Source organism: Shewanella colwelliana (assembly GCF_001735525.1).
GTDB lineage: Bacteria > Pseudomonadota > Gammaproteobacteria > Enterobacterales > Shewanellaceae > Shewanella > Shewanella colwelliana.
This window is the reverse complement of record NZ_MCBT01000024.1, coordinates 40,730-58,971: the sequence shown is the minus strand read 5'-3', so window position 1 is coordinate 58,971 and position 18,242 is coordinate 40,730. Positions and strand designations below refer to the sequence as shown.

General features: G+C 39.4%; 14 protein-coding genes. 8 read left to right on the top strand and 6 right to left on the bottom strand.

Annotation, left to right across the window (positions count from 1 at the left end; all coding sequences use genetic code 11):
* Positions 1-156: 156 nt before the first annotated feature.
* The 3 genes from BEL05_RS08925 to BEL05_RS08920 all read left to right on the top strand — a co-directional run bounded on the left by BEL05_RS08925 (position 157) and on the right by BEL05_RS08920 (position 2,564).
* The gene (locus BEL05_RS08925; RefSeq protein WP_069670948.1) at positions 157-492 is read left to right on the top strand and encodes a hypothetical protein; all 336 of its coding nucleotides are present in this window, start codon (positions 157-159) and stop codon (positions 490-492) included.
* A gap of 262 nt (positions 493-754) precedes the next feature.
* A complete protein-coding gene (locus BEL05_RS21025; RefSeq protein WP_175427332.1) occupies positions 755-931 on the top strand; it encodes a hypothetical protein in 177 nt (58 codons plus the stop codon).
* 1 nt (position 932) lies between these two features.
* The gene (locus tag BEL05_RS08920; RefSeq protein ID WP_069670947.1) at positions 933-2,564 is read left to right on the top strand and encodes an N-6 DNA methylase; all 1,632 of its coding nucleotides are present in this window, start codon (positions 933-935) and stop codon (positions 2,562-2,564) included.
* A gap of 90 nt (positions 2,565-2,654) precedes the next feature.
* On the opposite strand, the gene BEL05_RS08915 is transcribed toward BEL05_RS08920, so the two are convergent.
* Positions 2,655-5,636: an Eco57I restriction-modification methylase domain-containing protein gene (locus tag BEL05_RS08915; RefSeq protein WP_069670946.1), complete on the bottom strand. Its 2,982-nt coding sequence runs from the start codon at positions 5,634-5,636 to the stop codon at positions 2,655-2,657.
* Between the two features lie 1,456 nt (positions 5,637-7,092).
* Between BEL05_RS08915 and BEL05_RS20745 the strand changes: the two genes are divergently transcribed.
* Positions 7,093-7,221 carry a DUF3149 domain-containing protein gene (locus BEL05_RS20745; RefSeq protein ID WP_081730679.1) on the top strand — a complete coding sequence of 43 codons (129 nt, stop codon included), beginning with the start codon at positions 7,093-7,095 and terminating at the stop codon, positions 7,219-7,221.
* Between the two features lie 87 nt (positions 7,222-7,308).
* Here BEL05_RS20745 and BEL05_RS08910 read toward each other — a convergent pair whose 3' ends face one another.
* Positions 7,309-7,920 carry a superinfection exclusion B family protein gene (locus BEL05_RS08910; RefSeq protein ID WP_028763813.1) on the bottom strand — a complete coding sequence of 204 codons (612 nt, stop codon included), beginning with the start codon at positions 7,918-7,920 and terminating at the stop codon, positions 7,309-7,311.
* 222 nt (positions 7,921-8,142) lie between these two features.
* Here BEL05_RS08910 and BEL05_RS08905 point away from each other — a divergent pair, with 222 nt between their 5' ends.
* Positions 8,143-9,786 (top strand): sensor histidine kinase, encoded by a 1,644-nt coding sequence (locus tag BEL05_RS08905; RefSeq protein ID WP_069670945.1) that lies wholly within the window; start codon positions 8,143-8,145, stop codon positions 9,784-9,786.
* Positions 9,787-9,891: 105 nt separating this feature from the next.
* Here BEL05_RS08905 and pepT read toward each other — a convergent pair whose 3' ends face one another.
* On the bottom strand, positions 9,892-11,127 hold the full coding sequence (pepT, locus tag BEL05_RS08900) for a peptidase T (RefSeq protein ID WP_069670944.1): 1,236 nt from the start codon (positions 11,125-11,127) through the stop codon (positions 9,892-9,894).
* Positions 11,128-11,256: 129 nt separating this feature from the next.
* Positions 11,257-12,069, bottom strand: a complete 813-nt coding sequence (gene tcdA, locus BEL05_RS08895; RefSeq protein ID WP_069670943.1) for a tRNA cyclic N6-threonylcarbamoyladenosine(37) synthase TcdA — start codon at positions 12,067-12,069, stop codon at positions 11,257-11,259.
* Positions 12,070-12,450: 381 nt separating this feature from the next.
* Between tcdA and BEL05_RS08890 the strand changes: the two genes are divergently transcribed.
* Together BEL05_RS08890 and BEL05_RS08885 are read left to right on the top strand one after the other, a co-directional pair.
* On the top strand, positions 12,451-13,509 hold the full coding sequence (locus BEL05_RS08890) for a porin (protein ID WP_028763817.1): 1,059 nt from the start codon (positions 12,451-12,453) through the stop codon (positions 13,507-13,509).
* 486 nt (positions 13,510-13,995) lie between these two features.
* On the top strand, positions 13,996-15,012 hold the full coding sequence (locus BEL05_RS08885; protein WP_069670942.1) for a porin: 1,017 nt from the start codon (positions 13,996-13,998) through the stop codon (positions 15,010-15,012).
* A gap of 86 nt (positions 15,013-15,098) precedes the next feature.
* Here the strand turns inward: BEL05_RS08885 and BEL05_RS08880 are convergent, their stop codons facing one another.
* Both BEL05_RS08880 and BEL05_RS08875 read right to left on the bottom strand, forming a co-directional pair.
* Positions 15,099-15,758: a thiopurine S-methyltransferase gene (locus BEL05_RS08880; RefSeq protein ID WP_069670941.1), complete on the bottom strand. Its 660-nt coding sequence runs from the start codon at positions 15,756-15,758 to the stop codon at positions 15,099-15,101.
* Between the two features lie 98 nt (positions 15,759-15,856).
* Positions 15,857-16,201: a hypothetical protein gene (locus BEL05_RS08875; RefSeq protein ID WP_028763820.1), complete on the bottom strand. Its 345-nt coding sequence runs from the start codon at positions 16,199-16,201 to the stop codon at positions 15,857-15,859.
* 216 nt (positions 16,202-16,417) lie between these two features.
* On the opposite strand from BEL05_RS08875, the gene BEL05_RS08870 reads away from it, so the two are divergent.
* Positions 16,418-18,238 (top strand): protein kinase domain-containing protein, encoded by a 1,821-nt coding sequence (locus tag BEL05_RS08870; RefSeq protein ID WP_069670940.1) that lies wholly within the window; start codon positions 16,418-16,420, stop codon positions 18,236-18,238.
* The last annotated feature ends 4 nt before the right edge of the window (positions 18,239-18,242 follow it).

The following is an 18,242-nucleotide window of genomic DNA, read 5'->3' as shown; positions in this document are numbered from 1 at the left end:
GATCAAAACAACATAAAAAGATCAATAATTTTATTATTATATAATTATTAAAATAATTCACATTTGTTTTTAATTTACTATTGACTCATATAACAAAAAGGTTATATTGATAGATACGACAAGATTGTTATACACAATTAAAAGGAAATAAAAATTATGAACAAAGAAAAAACAACAAAAGACAATGCCTTTCTAGCATTAAATACACTGGTTAATTCAAACATAACTAAATTTGAAATGAAGTTATTACATAAATTGCTAGATATTGAAACGAATCAAGAAAGAAATGGTGTAACTCAAAAAGATTTTTTAGAACACTATAATGATTTTTATTACAACGAAATAGAACATTTAAATGAAGCCATTAAACAATCTCAACTTTCAAGATCGCTTAAAAGTTTGGAAAATCAAAATTTTATTATTATTAAAAAATCAGAAAGCAATCAATTAATAATAACTTCTAATACTGAAATGTTTAGATTTATATCTTAATTAAGCACATAAACAAGCTGTACGAGCCTGTAATAAGTGCAAAGGGTGAAGTTAACCCATTGTATTAGATACTGCCTTTAAAGCTCTTAAAAAGAACCAGAGTAAGAATAAGGGATTTCTTCTATTAAATAATAGACTTAACGTACCATCAATAGCTTACATGTCACTTTTCCACTCCCTCAGAGCAATTTTCCTTTCATTACATTCATTACCTATGTAACATAGCGAACATCTGAAACATATGTATATTTAAGGAAACCTAGTGGCTAAGGGCGATTCAGGAAGAATTGTATTGGAAGTTGATCCAAGATTAAAAAAGCAGCTTTACTCTATTCTTGCACTTGAGCAAAAAACGCTCAAAGATTGGTTTATCCAGCAGGCAGAACAGCATGTCAAAAGCAAAAAAAATGACCTAATAAAAAGCATAGAGCAAGAATAAGATGAAGTTTAAGGCAGATCAAACAACCCAGAAATTGAGAGGTGGTTATTATACCCCCCAAAATTTGGCAGATTATGTTACACAGTGGGTACTCAGCAATAAACCTACTTCAATCCTAGAGCCTAGCTGTGGTGATGGGACATTCATTCAAGCTCTGTACAACAACAACTGTGATTCCAATATTGCTATTAATGCATTTGAATTATTTGATTCAGAAGCTGATAAAAGCCGTAAAAAATGTCAAAACTTCAACTTTTCTAACTCAGAAGTCATTGAAGGTGACTTTCTAGTCTGGGCAAATAATGCAATTAAGAAAGATAGTGAACTATTTGATGCAGTCATAGGAAACCCTCCTTTTATTCGGTATCAGTTCCTCGAATCAGAATTTCAAGAACAAGCTGAGCTTGTATTTAAACAACTTAACCTTAAGTTCACCAAACACACTAATGCTTGGGTTCCATTTATTTTATCATCAATCAAGATGTTAAAATCTGGAGGCAGGTTTGGGATGGTAATTCCATCTGAAATTATTCATGTAATGCATGCTCAGTCATTAAGAACATATTTGGGTGAACAGTGCTCTAAACTCGTAATTATTGATCCTCAAGAAATTTGGTTTGAAGATACATTACAAGGCGCAGTGATACTACTTGCTGAGAAAAAGATAAATCCAGAAGAAATGTCTCAAGGTGTTGGAATCACACGCGTAAAAGGTTTTGAATTCTTAAAACAAGATCCAGAAGAGTTATTTAATTCAACCATTGGAATCAATGGTGAGACAGTTTCAGGGAAGTGGACAAAAGCTCTATTAGAACCTCAAGAGCTAGAGCTAATCGACAGAATTAAAAGCCATCAAAGTGTATTTAAATTTACTGATGTTGCAGATGTTGATGTTGGTATTGTCACGGGTGCGAATAAATTCTTTTTAGTAGAAAAGTCAGTTGTTGATGAGTTTAAACTACATAACTATGCTCATCCAATGTTCGGAAAGAGTCAGCATTGCAAAGGTATAATCTATGATGACACTCAACACAAGGAAAATGAGGAAAATGGTTTACCAACGAATTTCTTATATATCGAAGATCAGTTTGATGAATTACCTAAGAATGTCCAAGATTATATAAAAACAGGTGAAGATGAGGGTTTGCATACAAGGTACAAATGCCGAATTCGCAAGCCGTGGTATAAAGTGCCTTCTGTTTATAGCAGAAGTTTAGGCATGCTAAAAAGGTCACATGATACACCAAGATTGATTTTTAATGAGACAGAAGCTTTTACAACAGATACAGCTTACAGAATAACTTCTCATGATACTGATGCATCTAAATTTGCCTGCTGCTTTTTAAACCCTCTTACCGCGATCTTTGCAGAGTTAGAGGGACGATATTATGGTGGTGGAGTTTTAGAGTTAGTACCTTCTGAAATAGAAAAATTATATATTCCTATTCCTGACAATATTGAATTTGATATTCACAATATTAACGAAAGTATCAAATCTGGTTCTATAGTCGATGTTTTGAGAACTCAAGGACACCATATTCTAGGTTCATTAGGATTTACTACTGACGATTCAGATCAACTCTTGGAGATTTGGCATAAATTGAAGTCTCGAAGACAACGTAAAGACCATTAAAATCAACATTTCAAATTTCTCAGCATTTTTTAATACTTCCTTTTTGAAAGATTAAATTATGCTGAGAAAATGTAATTACAATATTAAATTTTAATCATTTTCCTTGTTGTATATTTCAGCAATTGAAGGAATTTTGTCATCTAGATCACCTAAATCAAATAACTCGATTAGCTTTTCTTTCATTGTTAATTTTAACCTATCAAACTTTCGTTTAAGAGGTATTGCAGCTCTAGCATTTCCAGCATTTTTTTCATACTTACCAAATGTTTGATTTAACTCTTGTTGTAAGTTAGATATATCATCATGTAGTTTTTTCGAATCAGCATTATCAAAGTCGATAGTTACAATAGGCATTCGTTTTAAAACTTTTGTACCTCTAGCAACAAAACCACCTCTGAATATTTCTCCGTAAATTGAAGCGAACCATTCTAAATATTTTGATGATAACAATGCTTGAATATAAAAAATTGAATATTTGCAATTAGAAGGAACATTTACAGGACAATAGCCAGCAGTACCGCCAGAAGATATAAAAGTACTCTTTGTATCAACTGAGTATTTATATCCATTAGATAAAACGCCAACAACTAGTTTCATTGGCACATCACAATTTTCTAAACTTTGACTTCTCCCATACCTATACCACTCATTTGCAGTTGCTGGTTCAGGCTTTATATCCCTTTTATCATTATCTAATTTATCTCTAATAATATTTAAGAAACTAAATAAGTAAGGATAATTGTTCTTAAGTTCGTCATACTCAACAAGAACAACCTTCCCTTCTACTTTACGGTATGGATAGATCACAAATGCATTAGGGATTAGGTTCCGATAGGTATATAAACTATCTGCACCTCTTCCAGTTTGAAAATATGGTCGAGTTAGTTCTTTTTCTACTTGATAACCTACATCTTTATATTCAAAGAAAATGTATTGGTCATTTTCATCTGTAGGTTTATGGATATATACAGTGTTAGCACTCGTCTGAATCCCATTTTCAATGGTCTTTTCACCCAAAACATCTAATAAAGAATCAGTTTTTTCTGTCAAAATATTAAGAATATCTTGTGTATCCTTTTCCAAGATCCAAGTATCCGAGGTTAATGTTTTTGTCTCAACTACACCTAAATTAAAGTCATTTTCAGACCTAACTTTCCAATCATCTAAATCTTTAACTTCAACAAAAGAAAACTCATTTAGTTCTGCTTTTTTAGCAATGAGTAGGCATGTATACGTTGTTTTATTCTTAAATACTTGATTTGCTCCAAATGAAACAATTTCGGACACAAGTTTATTTTTAGATAAATATTCTCTTAATTTTTTACCTGCACCCACTTTCATAAACTTGGATGGAAGAATATAACCAAAGTAACCATTGTCATTGAGTAAGTTAATAGCCCTTTCTACAAACAGAAAGTATTTATCGTATTGCTTATAAGCTGAGCTATATGTCTTGTTATATATAACAAGTTCTTTAGGTGTAATTTGCTTAATACTTTCTGTTGCTAAATATGGAGGATTTCCAACAACAACATCAAACCTTAATTCATTAAAATCAAAAGGGTTTATTTCTTCCAAATGCTCTTTTTTTACTAAGTGACTTTCAATTAAGCTATTACCATAAAAGAGGTTATTCTCTAGTTTAGGTAATGCTGGAATTGAAATTGTGTTGTTATCCTCACCTTCTAAAAGCTTAAGGAGAAGACCAAACTCAGACGCTTTCACAGCATTTAAATCTTTATCAATACCATAAATACAAGAAACTAATATTTCCTGCTTTATTTCATATTTTAATTTAAACGTGCAATGTGTAATCGGTTGAAGTTTTGAACGATCATTTTCAATGTAATAATCTACTAAAATATCTTGAATTATTTGGAAAAGCTCAAGTAAGAAAGCACCTGAACCACAAGCTATATCAGCAAATTTTGATGATAAAATTTCTCTGTCGGTTTTACCTTTACAGTATTCAACAACCGTTTTTCGCAATATATCTTTAATAATATGCGTTGGCGTTGTAACAATATCTCTATCTACATTTTCAGCTTTAGGAATGATCTTAATTTCGCCATCAACATAAGATATTTTTTCACCTAAAAATATCTCATAAATACTTCCTAAAATATCAGACGAAAAAACAGAAAAAGAATAAGTGCTTTCAGGGTAATAAAGCTGCTTGATGATAGTCCAAATATATGAGTTTTTATCACTGATAAATTCATTAATATATTCAAGAGAAAATAAACCTGAATTATACTTTCGATCTGAATCATTTAATTTTGTAATTAATGATGAATAATCTTGCTGCTCAGCAAATGAAAATAAGGTTTCATACTCTTCCAAATCTCGGTCTTCGCACACCCTAAGAAATACGATGCTATTAATATATAATTGAGTTAAATCATTCAATTCTAAGTCAGAAATATCAGGCTTAATTTCTACGAAATTATGAGCCAGATTTAAACGCCAGTCATTTATCTGTTCAAGGAAAAGAGTATCAACACTAAAACGGTTAATTTTATTTTCTATTGAAGCCCATTCTTTATCAAACTCACCGTTATAGACATTTTCACGGCTTAGCAGATGATAGATTTCATCTAGTTTTTCGGCATATTCAGTGTAGTGATAAATCTTTATTCTGGAATGCTGAACAGGATCACTTTCATCAATTTTTGCTGAACAATCATAAATTGCTAAATATTCAAAATTAGATAAAACGGAAATTTTTAGTTTTGCGGTAAAGCCATATCTTCTAACTTGTTTTGCTGGTGACGGATCAGTACTTACATCAACACTAGGCTTTTTAGCTTCTAAGAAAAACTTACGCTCAGAAAACAACCTAAATGTATAATCAGGTTTCTTTGTATTAGCTCCTTTTTTGGCTTTTAGTCCTTCTTCAACAAGTACTTCACGCTCGTTTGTAGGTTTACCATTAGCGTTAGTTATATCCCAACCTAGAATGGTAAATAAAGGGTCTAAAAAATCAGTCCTTAGCTGTGTTTCGTTATATTTAGCAGAGCGATAGACATCTATATCATCCTCGTACTTCTTAACTAGTCCATTTATGTCCATCTTTTTCCTAAAATTTTCTCAAGCATATTGAAATGATATCTGAAGATAGACTATCCTGGATAGTTATTTATTCACTTAAATGACCCACATATTAAAAAACTTCTTTCGCTTTTTAGAGAGTTTTAGTCAGTTTATACGAAGCATTAAAATAGTGCGTTTTCGGAGCTATAACCTTGAAATAATTATTAGCCACGAATGTTCAGAAGCATCAAAATTTAGGCAAAAAAAAAGCCAATCCGTAGATTGACTAATTTATTTTTAAAAAAATGGTACCAGTGGTCGGACTCGACATTTATGTTCAGTTAAGAGCGTTAATTCTTAACCCGTTGAATTTAATCAACTGCTTATACTTTAATATAAGATCGGACTATATCATCACCCTATAAATAGGGGCTGTGCGCTTCGGATCACTTGATCCTACTCCCGTTAAGGATAGTCTCTGCACTTTCCTAAAATAAACGACATTTTAGGCTTAGCTCAGGATTACCATATTTATAAATAAACTTAGGCTTCCCCTGAATTCACACAATTTTTCCCAATACATTACTGTATTTTGCAGCTATGGTATTAACCGACACTTCCGAAGAAAATGGATTTTGACATATAAATCAATAACTTTCATTACTGTATGGACTATATCATCACCCTAAAATATCTAGGGGCTGGACGCTGTTTCACAAAGCTATTAACACTTTGCTAATTCCTGTTATTAAGCTATATCGCTATCGCTCAGGTAGTCTCTGAACCTTCCTACTCTGTAGGCTTGGCTGCTGATTGGCATTATCAAAAAAATGATAAGAAGCTTTCCAGCAATTCATCCAGTTATTCAATGTCAATTACTCGACAAGGGGACGCAAATTCATCCATCGTGTATACCAATTTCACCACACTGGCACATATTTTTTAAAACATTTAAGTGTAAAAATTGCTTCTCACACTTGGCATAGATTTTATACTTATCTACAAAGTTTTTAAAGACTTATGAAGTTTAAATTTCAAAAATCTTCATTCCACTTCATTCCAGATTACTTCAAAGCCTTTACAGGCTTGAAAGCCAATGAAATCAACACTTGAGACACAAAAACATACCAAACAGGTTGCATTTTGAATCCGTCGTGTCTACCAATTCCACCACTCCGGCATTATCAAATAGACTGTACTAAGCGATTTCCCCTTAGTAAGTGAACGGAATTATACCTTCGCTTTTTCTAATGGCAAGCCTTTTGAGCCTCATACTTTATCGAATGCACAAAATTCCGTCTAACGGCTAGATTAGGTGCTTTAGTGCATACCCAGTGCAGCGCAATTCGATAGATCGCTCACAAATTTAACCCTCAATCACCACAAATTTTTCAATTTGGTAGCAATTTTTGATCGAGATCAGCATCTGTCATATTGAATCGCGCTAATTTAGCCATGACATCTTTATAAACATCTGCGAAAGAGGACTTCTCAAATGGCATTTTGGTTAGATTTAATGTTCGGTAACCCCATTGGTTTAATGTCGATGATCGTCATCTTCACTACCATTGGCATAATGTCGTACCTAATGTGGTTGTTTATCTCGAAGTCAAAACCAGAATAGATAGGGCCTGTAGGCTCAGTGTTAATTCACTTTTCTAATGCAAATGGGGGCCTGATGCCCCCACTTTTTTTGCCTATTTTTTGTCAATCAGGCTGCATGTTTACGCGTGGTGACCAATGAGTGGACAAAGTGCGGCCTTGCTTTAATCAGTAACTGCATCTGCTCCTGGTTAGGCTCTCCTGGGGGCAACCTCAATACCTGACGATTAAGATAACTTCTGGCAATCATCGATATTTTATAATCGGCAGTCGGTCCTTGAATAGCATAATGCTTCTTGTTACCAAGGTACTCCAAAATATTTGTTTCCAACAGACTCTTCACCGCTGACTCGTTCTCAGGCAAGGTCAAAATTGTTTCGCCCTGCAGAAAGAATTCACGTAGTAACGCTCGCTCTGTTGGGTCCAGCAACCTCACCTTGCGCTCAATAATCTCAACTGTTCGCTTACTCTTTAAGTAATGAATCGCTTCATCAAGAAAGTAGTTAGCCACCTGCATAAGTAGATAAGCTGCGCCAATAATCAGCCCTAAACCGATAAAGTGAGCATTCTGGGTCACCACGGGCTCTAAATTCAATCCAATGATGAGTGCCTTTGGCGCAAATAACAGTGCCCCGCTGACAATCGTCAGCCAAAGCATCAAATTGAATATTATTTGCTTAGGCGTCACCTGTTTAAACCAAGCTACATTCAACTTTTCCATTTTATACCCTAGTGTCAAAAAACCTGCAGTACTTAGGCAACCTGCAAGTCTAATGCCAATGCGGAAGGCAAGATAATGACTTAACAAACATCAATTTGGGAGAAATATTTTTAATTAGAGTAAGCAGAAAATCAGATCAGGGCTATGCTTTAAATTATGTCAAATCCCTCTGTAGACAAAATGTTGCTGTCTATAAACCCTTTAGGAAAGCGAAGCCAGTAAATGCAGAAGATCACTAGCCAACTGCTTAAAAGTCCGATTGGTCGCAAACTGACTCTATCAATCATACTTTTCAGTTCATTAATTACTTTGCTAACAACGGGTTTCCAGCTCATCAATGACTACCGTAGTGATGTTAATCGAATCTCGCGCCAATTCGAGAGTATCGAGAAAGTTAACTTAGACGTGTTGGCTGCCAGTATTTGGGTTATTGACGAACGTCTGATCAATACCCAAATTGATGGACTTATTCAGCTTCCTGACATTACCTATATCGCAATTAATGATGACAGCGGCCAGGAGTGGCAGGCGGGTATGCCACAACCGGAAAACACCATCGAAAAATCATTTCAACTGACCTATCAGTCAGGCAGTGAAGATATTAATGTCGGTACACTAGTGGTACAAGCCGATCTAAAAGTGGTCTACGAAAAACTGCTCGACCGTGCAATTGTGATCTTACTTTCTAATGCTATCAAAACCTTTATTGTTGCAGGTTTTATTCTCTTCTTAGTCTGGTTTTTGGTCACTAGGCACCTACACAAACTTAGCTCCTATAGCCAAAACATCAATTTGGACGGCGAATTTGAACCCTTAGTCTTTGTCAAAAACAGCCACAAAAATGATGAGTTTTGGTTAGTGGCGGATGCCATTAACCAGATGCAGCAGCAACTGCGAAGCTCTTTCGACGACATCAAGCGTTCTAAACAAGATCTACAAGAAGCCCTTGCTGATAGAGAACGCTTATTGGAACTCGAACGTAGTTATAAAGATGAATTAGCAAGACAGGTCAAAGAACGTACCCAAGAGTTAGAACAGTCACTCTTGGTATTAAAACGCGCCCAAGAAGTGCTCGTGGAGCAAGAAAAAATGGCCGCCTTGGGTGGGTTGGTCTCGGGCGTGGCGCACGAAATTAATACCCCAATTGGTATCTGCCTCACCGCGGCAAGTAGCCAGCTCATTCATATTCAAGAGCTAATCACCCTCATCCATAGTGAAAATGCCACCCTCGAAGAGATAAACAGCATATTAGAAGAGTATCAGGAGAGCTGTGAACTGATCATTAGCAATATTACCCGCGCCAGTAGTTTGATTCAAAAGTTCAAAACCATCGCTGCCGAGCAGAGTTTAGAGGAAAAACGCAGTGTTAATTTAAAGCAGGGCTTAGTCGAGCACCATGAATCAATGAAGTTCCTCTATGGTGAACGATTGGTCGATGTGGATTATCACCTCGATCCCACCTTAACCATTCGGACGAATTTAAGTTTATTCAAACAAATAATTACTAATTTATTATCGAACGCTTATGCTCATGCGTTTAACGATCGGGAAAACGGTAAGCTGCGGATAGATGCTCAAGTGGACAATGACACAGTGACCATTAAAATCCAAGATAATGGCGAAGGGATCAGCGATGAAGCCTCACCCCATATCTTCGAGCCCTTCTACACCACAACTCGCTCTCAAGGCGGAACTGGCCTTGGTTTATCTGCCGCCTTCAATGCTGCAACCCTACTCCAAGGCAAAATACGCTATGAAAAAGAGTGTGAATTGGGCGGCGCCTGCTTTGTTATCTCTTTCCCCGCAGAAGTGCTAGCACCAACACAAGCAGACTTAGGTTTCATGACCAAGTCATCATTCAGTTAACCTCTACTTAGGGTATTACTCAATAATGACCAAACCGCGTTACTCTTATCCAATTCTGCATGGCAAATAATGAGTAATGCTGAGCTAAGCATCCCCCAAACCGTATTAGTCTGACTCTTGGTAGCGCTTCGCTGTTAGCAGCGCAATTTCAATAATTACTTCAGTGGACTTTATCATGGACTCTAAGCAGATAAATTCGTGCTTACCATGAAAGTTATGCCCACCAGTAAACAGGTTTGGGCAAGGTAAGCCCATGTAAGACAGACGACTGCCATCAGTTGCACCGCGAATCGGCTCAATAACTGGCTGTACATTGCGGTTTTGCATCGCCTGTTTAGCAATATCGATAATATGTTGATGACCATGAAACTGATCACGCATATTAAAATAGCTATCGGTTATCTCTACCGACAATTCACCACCTAGCAGATCGGCATTACAGCGCTCTACTCGTTCAGTTAACCAACGTTTTCGCTGCTCAAACAGATCGATATCGAAATCACGGATTATATAGGTCAGTTGCGCTTGCTCTGTCACGCCATGCATATCAATCAGATGGAAAAAACCGTCATAGCCCAGGCTATTCTCTGGTGTATCTCCCAGTGGCATCTTTGCGTGAAAACGTGCAGCCATACTCTGTGCGTTGATCATCACACCAAAAGCGGTGCCAGGATGACAGTTATTACCTTTCGCTGTGACTACCGCCGTTGCGCCATTGAAGTTTTCAAACTCTAAGCTACCAATACCGCCACCATCAACCGTATAAGCCCACTCAGCCCCAAAACCCGCAACATCAAAACCGTCCGCACCTCGGCCAATCTCCTCATCAGGGGTAAAACAGAGACGAATCTCGCCATGCTGCGACGCGGGGTCCTCAAGTAAGCTTGCCAATGCGGTCACAATCTCAGCAATGCCAGCCTTATCATCACCGCCTAACAAACTGGTGCCGTCTGTGGTGATAAGCGTCTGACCAACGTAGTTATTTAGCACAGGAAACTCAGTGACATTCAGCTTTTCACTGGCATTCAGGCGGATATCAGTACCAGCATAATTTTCAATAATCTGAGGGTTAACATGCGCGCCATTAAAATCAGGAGCAGTATCGAGATGAGCAATAAAACCAATAACAGGCACACCAGCAACCGTAGCGGGGACAGTTGCAGTCAGGTATCCGTTTTCAGTTAAGTTGACCTCACTGAAACCCAACTTGATCAACTCTTGCTTCAACTGATCGGCCAGTGCCATTTGCCCAAATGTGCTAGGACATTGTTGTTGCTTGGGATCTGATTGAGTATCGAACTGAATGTAACGTAAAAATCGATTTAAGATGGCCTGTTTCATATCATAATATCCGCAGAAAAAGTCGACCGAGGATAACAAGCTCATCCACATCGACTTTAGACCTACATCAATTTTTTACAATATAAGCGTGATAAATCCCGTCACATTTTATGGCAGAAATAATGCCTACTAGGCTTTAGCAGCCAATTTAGTTAATACTCGACTGGCGGCCACAAAACCAAACGTGCCGGTAACCACGGTCACCGCACCAAAACCAGACGCACAATCCATACGCATACTGCCATCGGCACTCGCCTTGGTACTACACACTGAACCGTCACCTTGCGGATACACTAACTGCTCAGTCGAAAAGACTGCTTCAATACTAAAGCGACGCTGTACATTTTTAGAAAAGTTGTACTCTCGGCGAAGGATATTCCTCACTTTAGCAAGTAAAGGATCTTGATAGGTTTTAGCGAGATCGGTGACCTGGATCTGTGTCGGATCGGTTTGCCCGCCGGCACCGCCAACCGTAACAATAGGCAGTTTCTGACGCTTGCACCATGCAATCAAAGCTGCCTTGGGTTTTACCGCATCGATACAATCAACAACGTAGTCTAAATCACCACCGGCTTTTTTACCGTTAAAGTACTCGCTGAGGTTATCTAGGGTAACGAAGTCTTCCACTTCATTGACTTGGCAATCAGGATTAATTTGACGAATACGTTCAGCCATCACTTCGACTTTCGACTCACCAATCGTCTCTTTAAGTGCATGAATTTGCCTATTAGTATTGGTTACGCAAATATCATCAAGATCGATAAGCGTTATTTTGCCAATTCCGCTACGCGCCAATGCTTCAGCAGCCCAAGTCCCTACACCACCAATACCCACCACGACAACGTGCGACTGAGCAAAACAGTGCAACGCCTTGGTTCCATATAATCGACCAATTCCGGCAAAACGATTTAAATAGGCATCAGATAATGTTGCTTGGCTCAAGGTGTGCTCCCACAGGAATAAACAAACGCGCTGATTTTATCCTAATCCATGACAAAGCGACAATGAAAAACCCTGCGACGAATGTTAATCGATACTGGGAGTTAATTAATAGGCACAACAATAATGTTAAGCCCGTTAATTTTAAGTTTAAGCTAATGTTTTCACTTGTAAAAATATATGATTAATATCACACCGGATAAACTATTTGTGATAGCGATCACAAATGGCGCAACTGAAAAACTGCAAACTTGCGGTCGGAAAATACAGATATAGATCACCCACATTTGCCTCCATTTATGTGGGTCATTTAACAACCTGAACATCATTAGCTAAAAACTAAGGCTTTGACATAAAAGCCGTAATCGCTACAGGAAGATGAAAATGAAAAAAACTGTTCTATCTGCAACTATTATTTCTGCACTGGCTGCGACCTCTTTTACTGCGCTGGCAGACGGTCCCAATTTCTACGGTCGCGCCGATCTTGCCTTCACAAATTCAGACAACGGTATTGCCACTCAAAACCAGAAAGACGGCACAGTGATTGAGAACAACTTCTCATGGTTAGGTGTTAAAGGCACTGAAAAAATCAATGATGGCTTAGAAGTGATCTATCAGATGGAGTTTGGTGTCAGCAACTTTGACAACTCAAACAATACCTTTGCCGCACGTAATACATTCCTTGGTTTAAAGACGGCAGCGGGTACTGCGCTTGTTGGTCGTAATGACACAGTATTTAAAGCCTCTGAAGGCGGTTTTGATCTATTTGGCAACACCAATTCAGATATCGACCTGTTAGCCGCAGGCCAATCTCGTAGCGCTGATGGTATTAGTTACTACTCACCAAAGATTGCCGATCTTATTACCCTGAATGCCACCTATTTAGTTGAAGATAACTACGTGAAATATGATGGCACTGAGCGAGTTGACGCTGGCAATATGTATGCCTTAAGCGCGACAATTGGTGACAAAGCCCTTAAAGCACAAAACTACTATGTTTCTGCTGCATACAACGATAGCATCGACGACGTTAAAGCTTACCGTGGTGTCGCACAAGTCAAGCTAGGCAACGTGATTGTCGGTGGTTTCTATCAAAACAGTGAACACGTTGATAGCAAGTACGCTAACCTAGAAGGCGATACCTACTTCGTTAATGCTGCTTATGTAATGGGTGACCTTAAACTTAAAGCCATGTACGGTAACGACAACTCTGGCTTAGGAAAGTATGTGAGCCGTTATGTTGGCAACGCTGATGGTGCCGGCATGGAAACTGTGTCGAATGTTGACCTACAGCAGTTCAGCGTTGGTGCTGACTACCGTATTAGCAAAAGTACCCTGTTCTATGGCCACTATACTAAGTACGATGGCGACCTTATGTTAGGTGGTTCAAAGCAAGATCTAGGCGATGACATCTTCACCGTGGGCATGCGTTTCGATTTCTAACGCCCACCTCTTTGCCAAAAAAAGCGATCGCTATGGTCGCTTTTTTTCGTTTTGTATTCGAAACAGCCACTAACGCCAATTTTGCACTTCAATCTCCCCCTCGACACTCCACAATGCGATCAATGACACAATTTGACTATATTTCACGGCATTTATTAGCAAGTTGACTACAATTTCAGCACCTACTTATTAAGTTACAGGTTAATTACGCTTTTAGTTTCGACCACCAGGTTCTAAGTAGATGAAAAGCTCCAACTTTACAACAATTGACCATTTTTTACACAAAGCATGCAGATTGTTCACAATTTCGGCCTTAAGTGAATGTGGATGGGCAAAAATTTGATCTACACCACAATCTTACTGCCATAAAACTGTAAACTTCTGGCCACCTTTGTTACAAGAATGGAAGCTTGGAGCAAACTATTAAAACTATGTTAATAACCATTAAAAAATGGAAAAAGAACTAAGTTCTTGGGAGCACAACACATGAAAAAAACTCTAATCTCTGCATCAGTTGCATCTATCATTGCACTAACATCATTCGGCGCGCTAGCCGATGGTCCAAATTTCTATGGTCGTTTAGACTTAACGGTCACTAACTCTGACACTGGCCTCACCACTCGCGAAGGTAAAGAAGGTACAGTATTAGAGAACAACTTTTCTCACTTAGGTGTTAAAGGCTCAGAAAAGATTTCTGACGGAATCGATATTATCTACCAGATGGAATTCCAAGTTGAAAACACTTCAACAAACAGTGATGTTTTCAAGGCGCGTAACACTTACCTAGGTCTTAAGAGCGCAGCTGGTACAATTCTAGTTGGTCGTAACGACACAGTATTCAAGCAAGCTGAAGGTGGTATCGATCTATTCGGTAACTCAAACGCCGATATCGACCGTCTAGTGGGTGCACAAACTCGTAGCGCTGATGGTATCTGGTACTACTCGCCAAAAATTGCTGACCTACTGACCATCAATGCAACTTACCTAATGGAAGATAACCAAGCTTCTGATGACAGCCAATATGCTGTTAGCGCAACGATTGGTGACAAGAAGCTAAAAGCACAAAACTACTATGTAGCTGGTGCTTACAACAAAGCTATCGCTGATATGGATGCTTACCGTGGTGTGGCTCAAGTTAAGCTAGGTGGATTTAAGATTGGCGGCCTGTTCCAAAACTCAGAAAGTATTAGCAAGCCAAACCTTGAAGGTAACTCATACTTCGTTAACGTAGCTTACAACCTAAATGGTGTTAACTTAAAAGCTGAATACGGTAAAGATGAAGCAGGTCTAGGTGTCTATGCTAAGCGCTCAGGCATTCAAACTGCAGATACTACAGATGTAAACATCACTTCTATCGTTGTCGGTGCGGATTACAAGGTGGCTAAATCAACTATGGTTTATGGTCACTACGCAATGTATGACGGCGATTACAAAGCTGCTGGTATCAAAACTGATTTAGAAGATGACAACGTATTCACTGTTGGTGTTCGTTACAACTTCTAATCATCTTGCCTAACGCATAGATGATAAAAAAGGCGACCTCTGGTCGCCTTTTTTGTTTATGCTTTGATTCGTCTATTTGCTAATCGTTAGCCCTTTCTTTTTAAACGGTATACCGACTCGGTCAGCCAAGGCACCTGTTTTTTTACAAATCTTGGATTAACGGCCAACACATCTTCGCAACTCAACCGCTCAACCTCAAAGTACTCACTCATGTGCGCCATGATCCAATCATCTGACACAGCAAATGGCGGACCATTAAGCGTCTCTTGTGGGTAGTCTAAGGTCACTAGCACGCCTAAGCTACTGGGTGGAATAAGTTTAGCAAGTTGCTGAACGTAACTTAAGCGCATCGCCTCTGGCCAGGCAATGAGCGCAGCTCTATCATAAAAGCCACTGATATCTGATAAGTAATCGCTTGGAAGGGTAAAAAAATCGCCTTGATAAAGTGTGACCTGCTCGGTCTGATAACAGGCGTGCTCGCCTTGAAAGGATTTAGTGACGGCAAGTTGATTGTCACTAAAGAACTGCTCTACAGCATCGGCGTTTAACTCGCAGCCAATCACTTCATGCCCTTGTTCGGCTAAGTAACACAGATCTAAGCTTTTACCGCACAGCGGCACAAAAACCTTAGCGCCTGGGTTAAGTTTTAATTGAGGCCAATTCGCAATTAATAATGCATTGACCTCATCAAGATGAAAACCTATTTGCTGTGATGCCCATTTATCATGCCAAAAGCTAGGTTGCATAGTCCACTCCGAAAATTCACTATGCACAGCACTTTAATCGCATCATCAACGAGATGCAAAGCGAACCCCTAAAATACGCTATTTAACCCGAGTTCAGATTATTTTATGTCTATAGCCTTCTGAACGCGCCTTAACCAGACACAATTTTCGCACTCACAATTTCGTCGGGACAGGTGATGAGGCGTCAGGCTAGAATCAATAAAATCAACGGCAATTAACAATTGCTGTTTTAATTCTTCCACTGACTTTTGTTCCACCGCCACCAACTCATCGTTGTGATTCATCCAGACACACTCCATCCCTTGATGGCACTGAATACAATCCATATCGGTACTGTTGAAAAAACCAGCATGAGGACAGAACTTCAACTCCATAGATTGCACAATGCGCTTTCTCGGATATTCCAACAACTCGATCAATAGGGCTTTGTCTGATTCAGTCATAATGCCCTCCTCGCTTTTATTAGTATTTTCTCTTAAATAAGAGGCTTATGTTTATATTAGCTTCAGGTTACCGTTATGTGTATGTAACAGAATTGATGTAGGTCAATATCTACTCCGAAAATATCAGTTAGGAATCACACTGTTGAAAAATCTAGCAATTGGACTCTACTGCCTGTTCTTGCTATAAAAACGTATCTCATAGACAAGATGTTAATCATGCCCAATACCATTGCTCCAAGCCCTTCACTGCAACACTTCTATATCTCTGAAGAGCAGTCTATTTACCTGTTAAAAGCCGACGATGCGCGTAAACATCGCGCCTGGATCCGCCTGTGTAAACAGCAATTGAACAAATTGGGCTACAGCGATATCGAACTGGTCGGCAAAGGCGCTTACGGTTTTGTGTTTGCCGGAGTAGATAAACAACACAATGCCCATGTGTTTAAGTTCTCAAGACTCACCTTGCCCCAACACATACAGGACAGACTGGAAGAGGAAGCCTTTATGCTCTCTCAGGTGATTCACCCCAATGTGCCACCTGTAATTAAGTTTGAACATGTCGGCAAACAGGGCATATTGGTGATGGCACGGGCGCCTGGTGAAGACTTAGATAAACTATGCTTACGACATGGCGCGCTGCCAGTCTCAATGATCATGAGTATCGCTCGCCAACTCGCCCATATCGTGCAGTATCTACATCACGGCCGCCCATTGGTACACGGTGATATTAAGCCCTCCAATTTAGTCTACGACATCCATAGCAATCACCTATCTCTGATCGATTGGGGCTCTGCAGTCTTTGCCCAGCGAGACGGTCAGGGCAAGCCTGTTAACGGTAATGTGATGGATCTAATGTCGAGCGACCAACAACACACTAATGCACGCATGGGGGATGTCTACTTTATTGGTGACGACCAGCTCAATGGCGCCCTCTCTAGCCCCCGTTTTGATGAACAAGGCGTGGCGGCAACCCTCTACGCATTAGCTTCAGGCCAAGCCAGCCGATTTGGCAGTAGAGTGATCCCAGCCACCAGCATAGGCTTGCCAATTGAGCTAGCCAGAACCTTAGATGGTATGCTCAGCGATGACCCCGATACTCGCAATCGTGCTGGCGATTATTTTCTAAAAAGTATGTCCCACAGCCATAGACTGCACCTTCCTGACATAGCCAAGCCACCGATTCAGCCAGAGATACCAGTATGGGAGTTAACCCGTGGTAAAGATGTCGAAACGGTCACCTACAGCTCACGTAAGTCATTTCTCAAGGAACATAATGGCGACGACCCCATTGAAAAAATGGACGATCTTCAACTAGAGAAATATTACCGTAACTTTATGGCAGGCATGGGCGATACCGAAAAAGGGTTTATCGCCGCCGTGGGGCGCGTGGGTCAATATTCAATAGTTGGCGGGCTTGCCATCCATTGGCAGGAGTCGGGCGTGTATATCGACTCTAACCTTGCGACCTATAACAGCGAGGAAAAAGCCGCACTCATTTTGGCCGTGAACAATATGGTGACGTTAGCGCGAGGCATCAAACGCATCGGTGTCTTTAAAGCCTGTTTCTTTAACGCTCGTGACACCTTACATCTCGAGCGTAACGATACCACAGAGCCATTTACCCCTAGCGCCGATCAGCAGTTGCCTTTTGAAGTGGGCGATGTGCCATCACTCGAAGATAAATCACGGCTACATTCCTATTTCGAAGATGGTCGAGATCCCGATGAAAACTTAGAGCTGCCCAAGGAGATCATGACGGAACTAGGTTGGATCAACCAAATCCACCATACTGGCTGCATTATCTTTGAGGTATTACCTAATCACATGAAAATTCATAGCTACTTAAGGCTACTCAACCCGAGGAAACAAGCGGCATTTCGTGCCAGTCTCGACCGAATTTTAAGTCATGTGGGAAAAATACAAGGAAAGGGCGTCTCAGGGTTTATGAAACTCCCTTATAAGAATACGCGTCGCTTTAATCACTTAGATAGACTTGAAGACAACTTCTACCCTAAAAACCCCAAAGCGATGAGTTAAATGA

What these genes read in the sequence shown, in the direction of transcription:
- BEL05_RS08915 (WP_069670946.1), bottom strand. Translation starts at nt 5,636, where the DNA reads ATGGACATAAATGGACTAGTTAAGAAGTACGAGGATGATATAGATGTC.
- BEL05_RS08890 (WP_028763817.1), top strand. Translation starts at nt 12,451, where the DNA reads ATGAAAAAAACTGTTCTATCTGCAACTATTATTTCTGCACTGGCTGCG.
- BEL05_RS08925 (WP_069670948.1), top strand. Translation starts at nt 157, where the DNA reads ATGAACAAAGAAAAAACAACAAAAGACAATGCCTTTCTAGCATTAAAT.
- BEL05_RS20745 (WP_081730679.1), top strand. Translation starts at nt 7,093, where the DNA reads ATGGCATTTTGGTTAGATTTAATGTTCGGTAACCCCATTGGTTTAATG.
- BEL05_RS08920 (WP_069670947.1), top strand. Translation starts at nt 933, where the DNA reads ATGAAGTTTAAGGCAGATCAAACAACCCAGAAATTGAGAGGTGGTTAT.
- BEL05_RS08910 (WP_028763813.1), bottom strand. Translation starts at nt 7,920, where the DNA reads ATGGAAAAGTTGAATGTAGCTTGGTTTAAACAGGTGACGCCTAAGCAA.
- BEL05_RS08885 (WP_069670942.1), top strand. Translation starts at nt 13,996, where the DNA reads ATGAAAAAAACTCTAATCTCTGCATCAGTTGCATCTATCATTGCACTA.
- pepT (WP_069670944.1), bottom strand. Translation starts at nt 11,127, where the DNA reads ATGAAACAGGCCATCTTAAATCGATTTTTACGTTACATTCAGTTCGAT.
- BEL05_RS08870 (WP_069670940.1), top strand. Translation starts at nt 16,418, where the DNA reads ATGCCCAATACCATTGCTCCAAGCCCTTCACTGCAACACTTCTATATC.
- BEL05_RS08880 (WP_069670941.1), bottom strand. Translation starts at nt 15,758, where the DNA reads ATGCAACCTAGCTTTTGGCATGATAAATGGGCATCACAGCAAATAGGT.
- BEL05_RS08905 (WP_069670945.1), top strand. Translation starts at nt 8,143, where the DNA reads ATGCAGAAGATCACTAGCCAACTGCTTAAAAGTCCGATTGGTCGCAAA.
- BEL05_RS08875 (WP_028763820.1), bottom strand. Translation starts at nt 16,201, where the DNA reads ATGACTGAATCAGACAAAGCCCTATTGATCGAGTTGTTGGAATATCCG.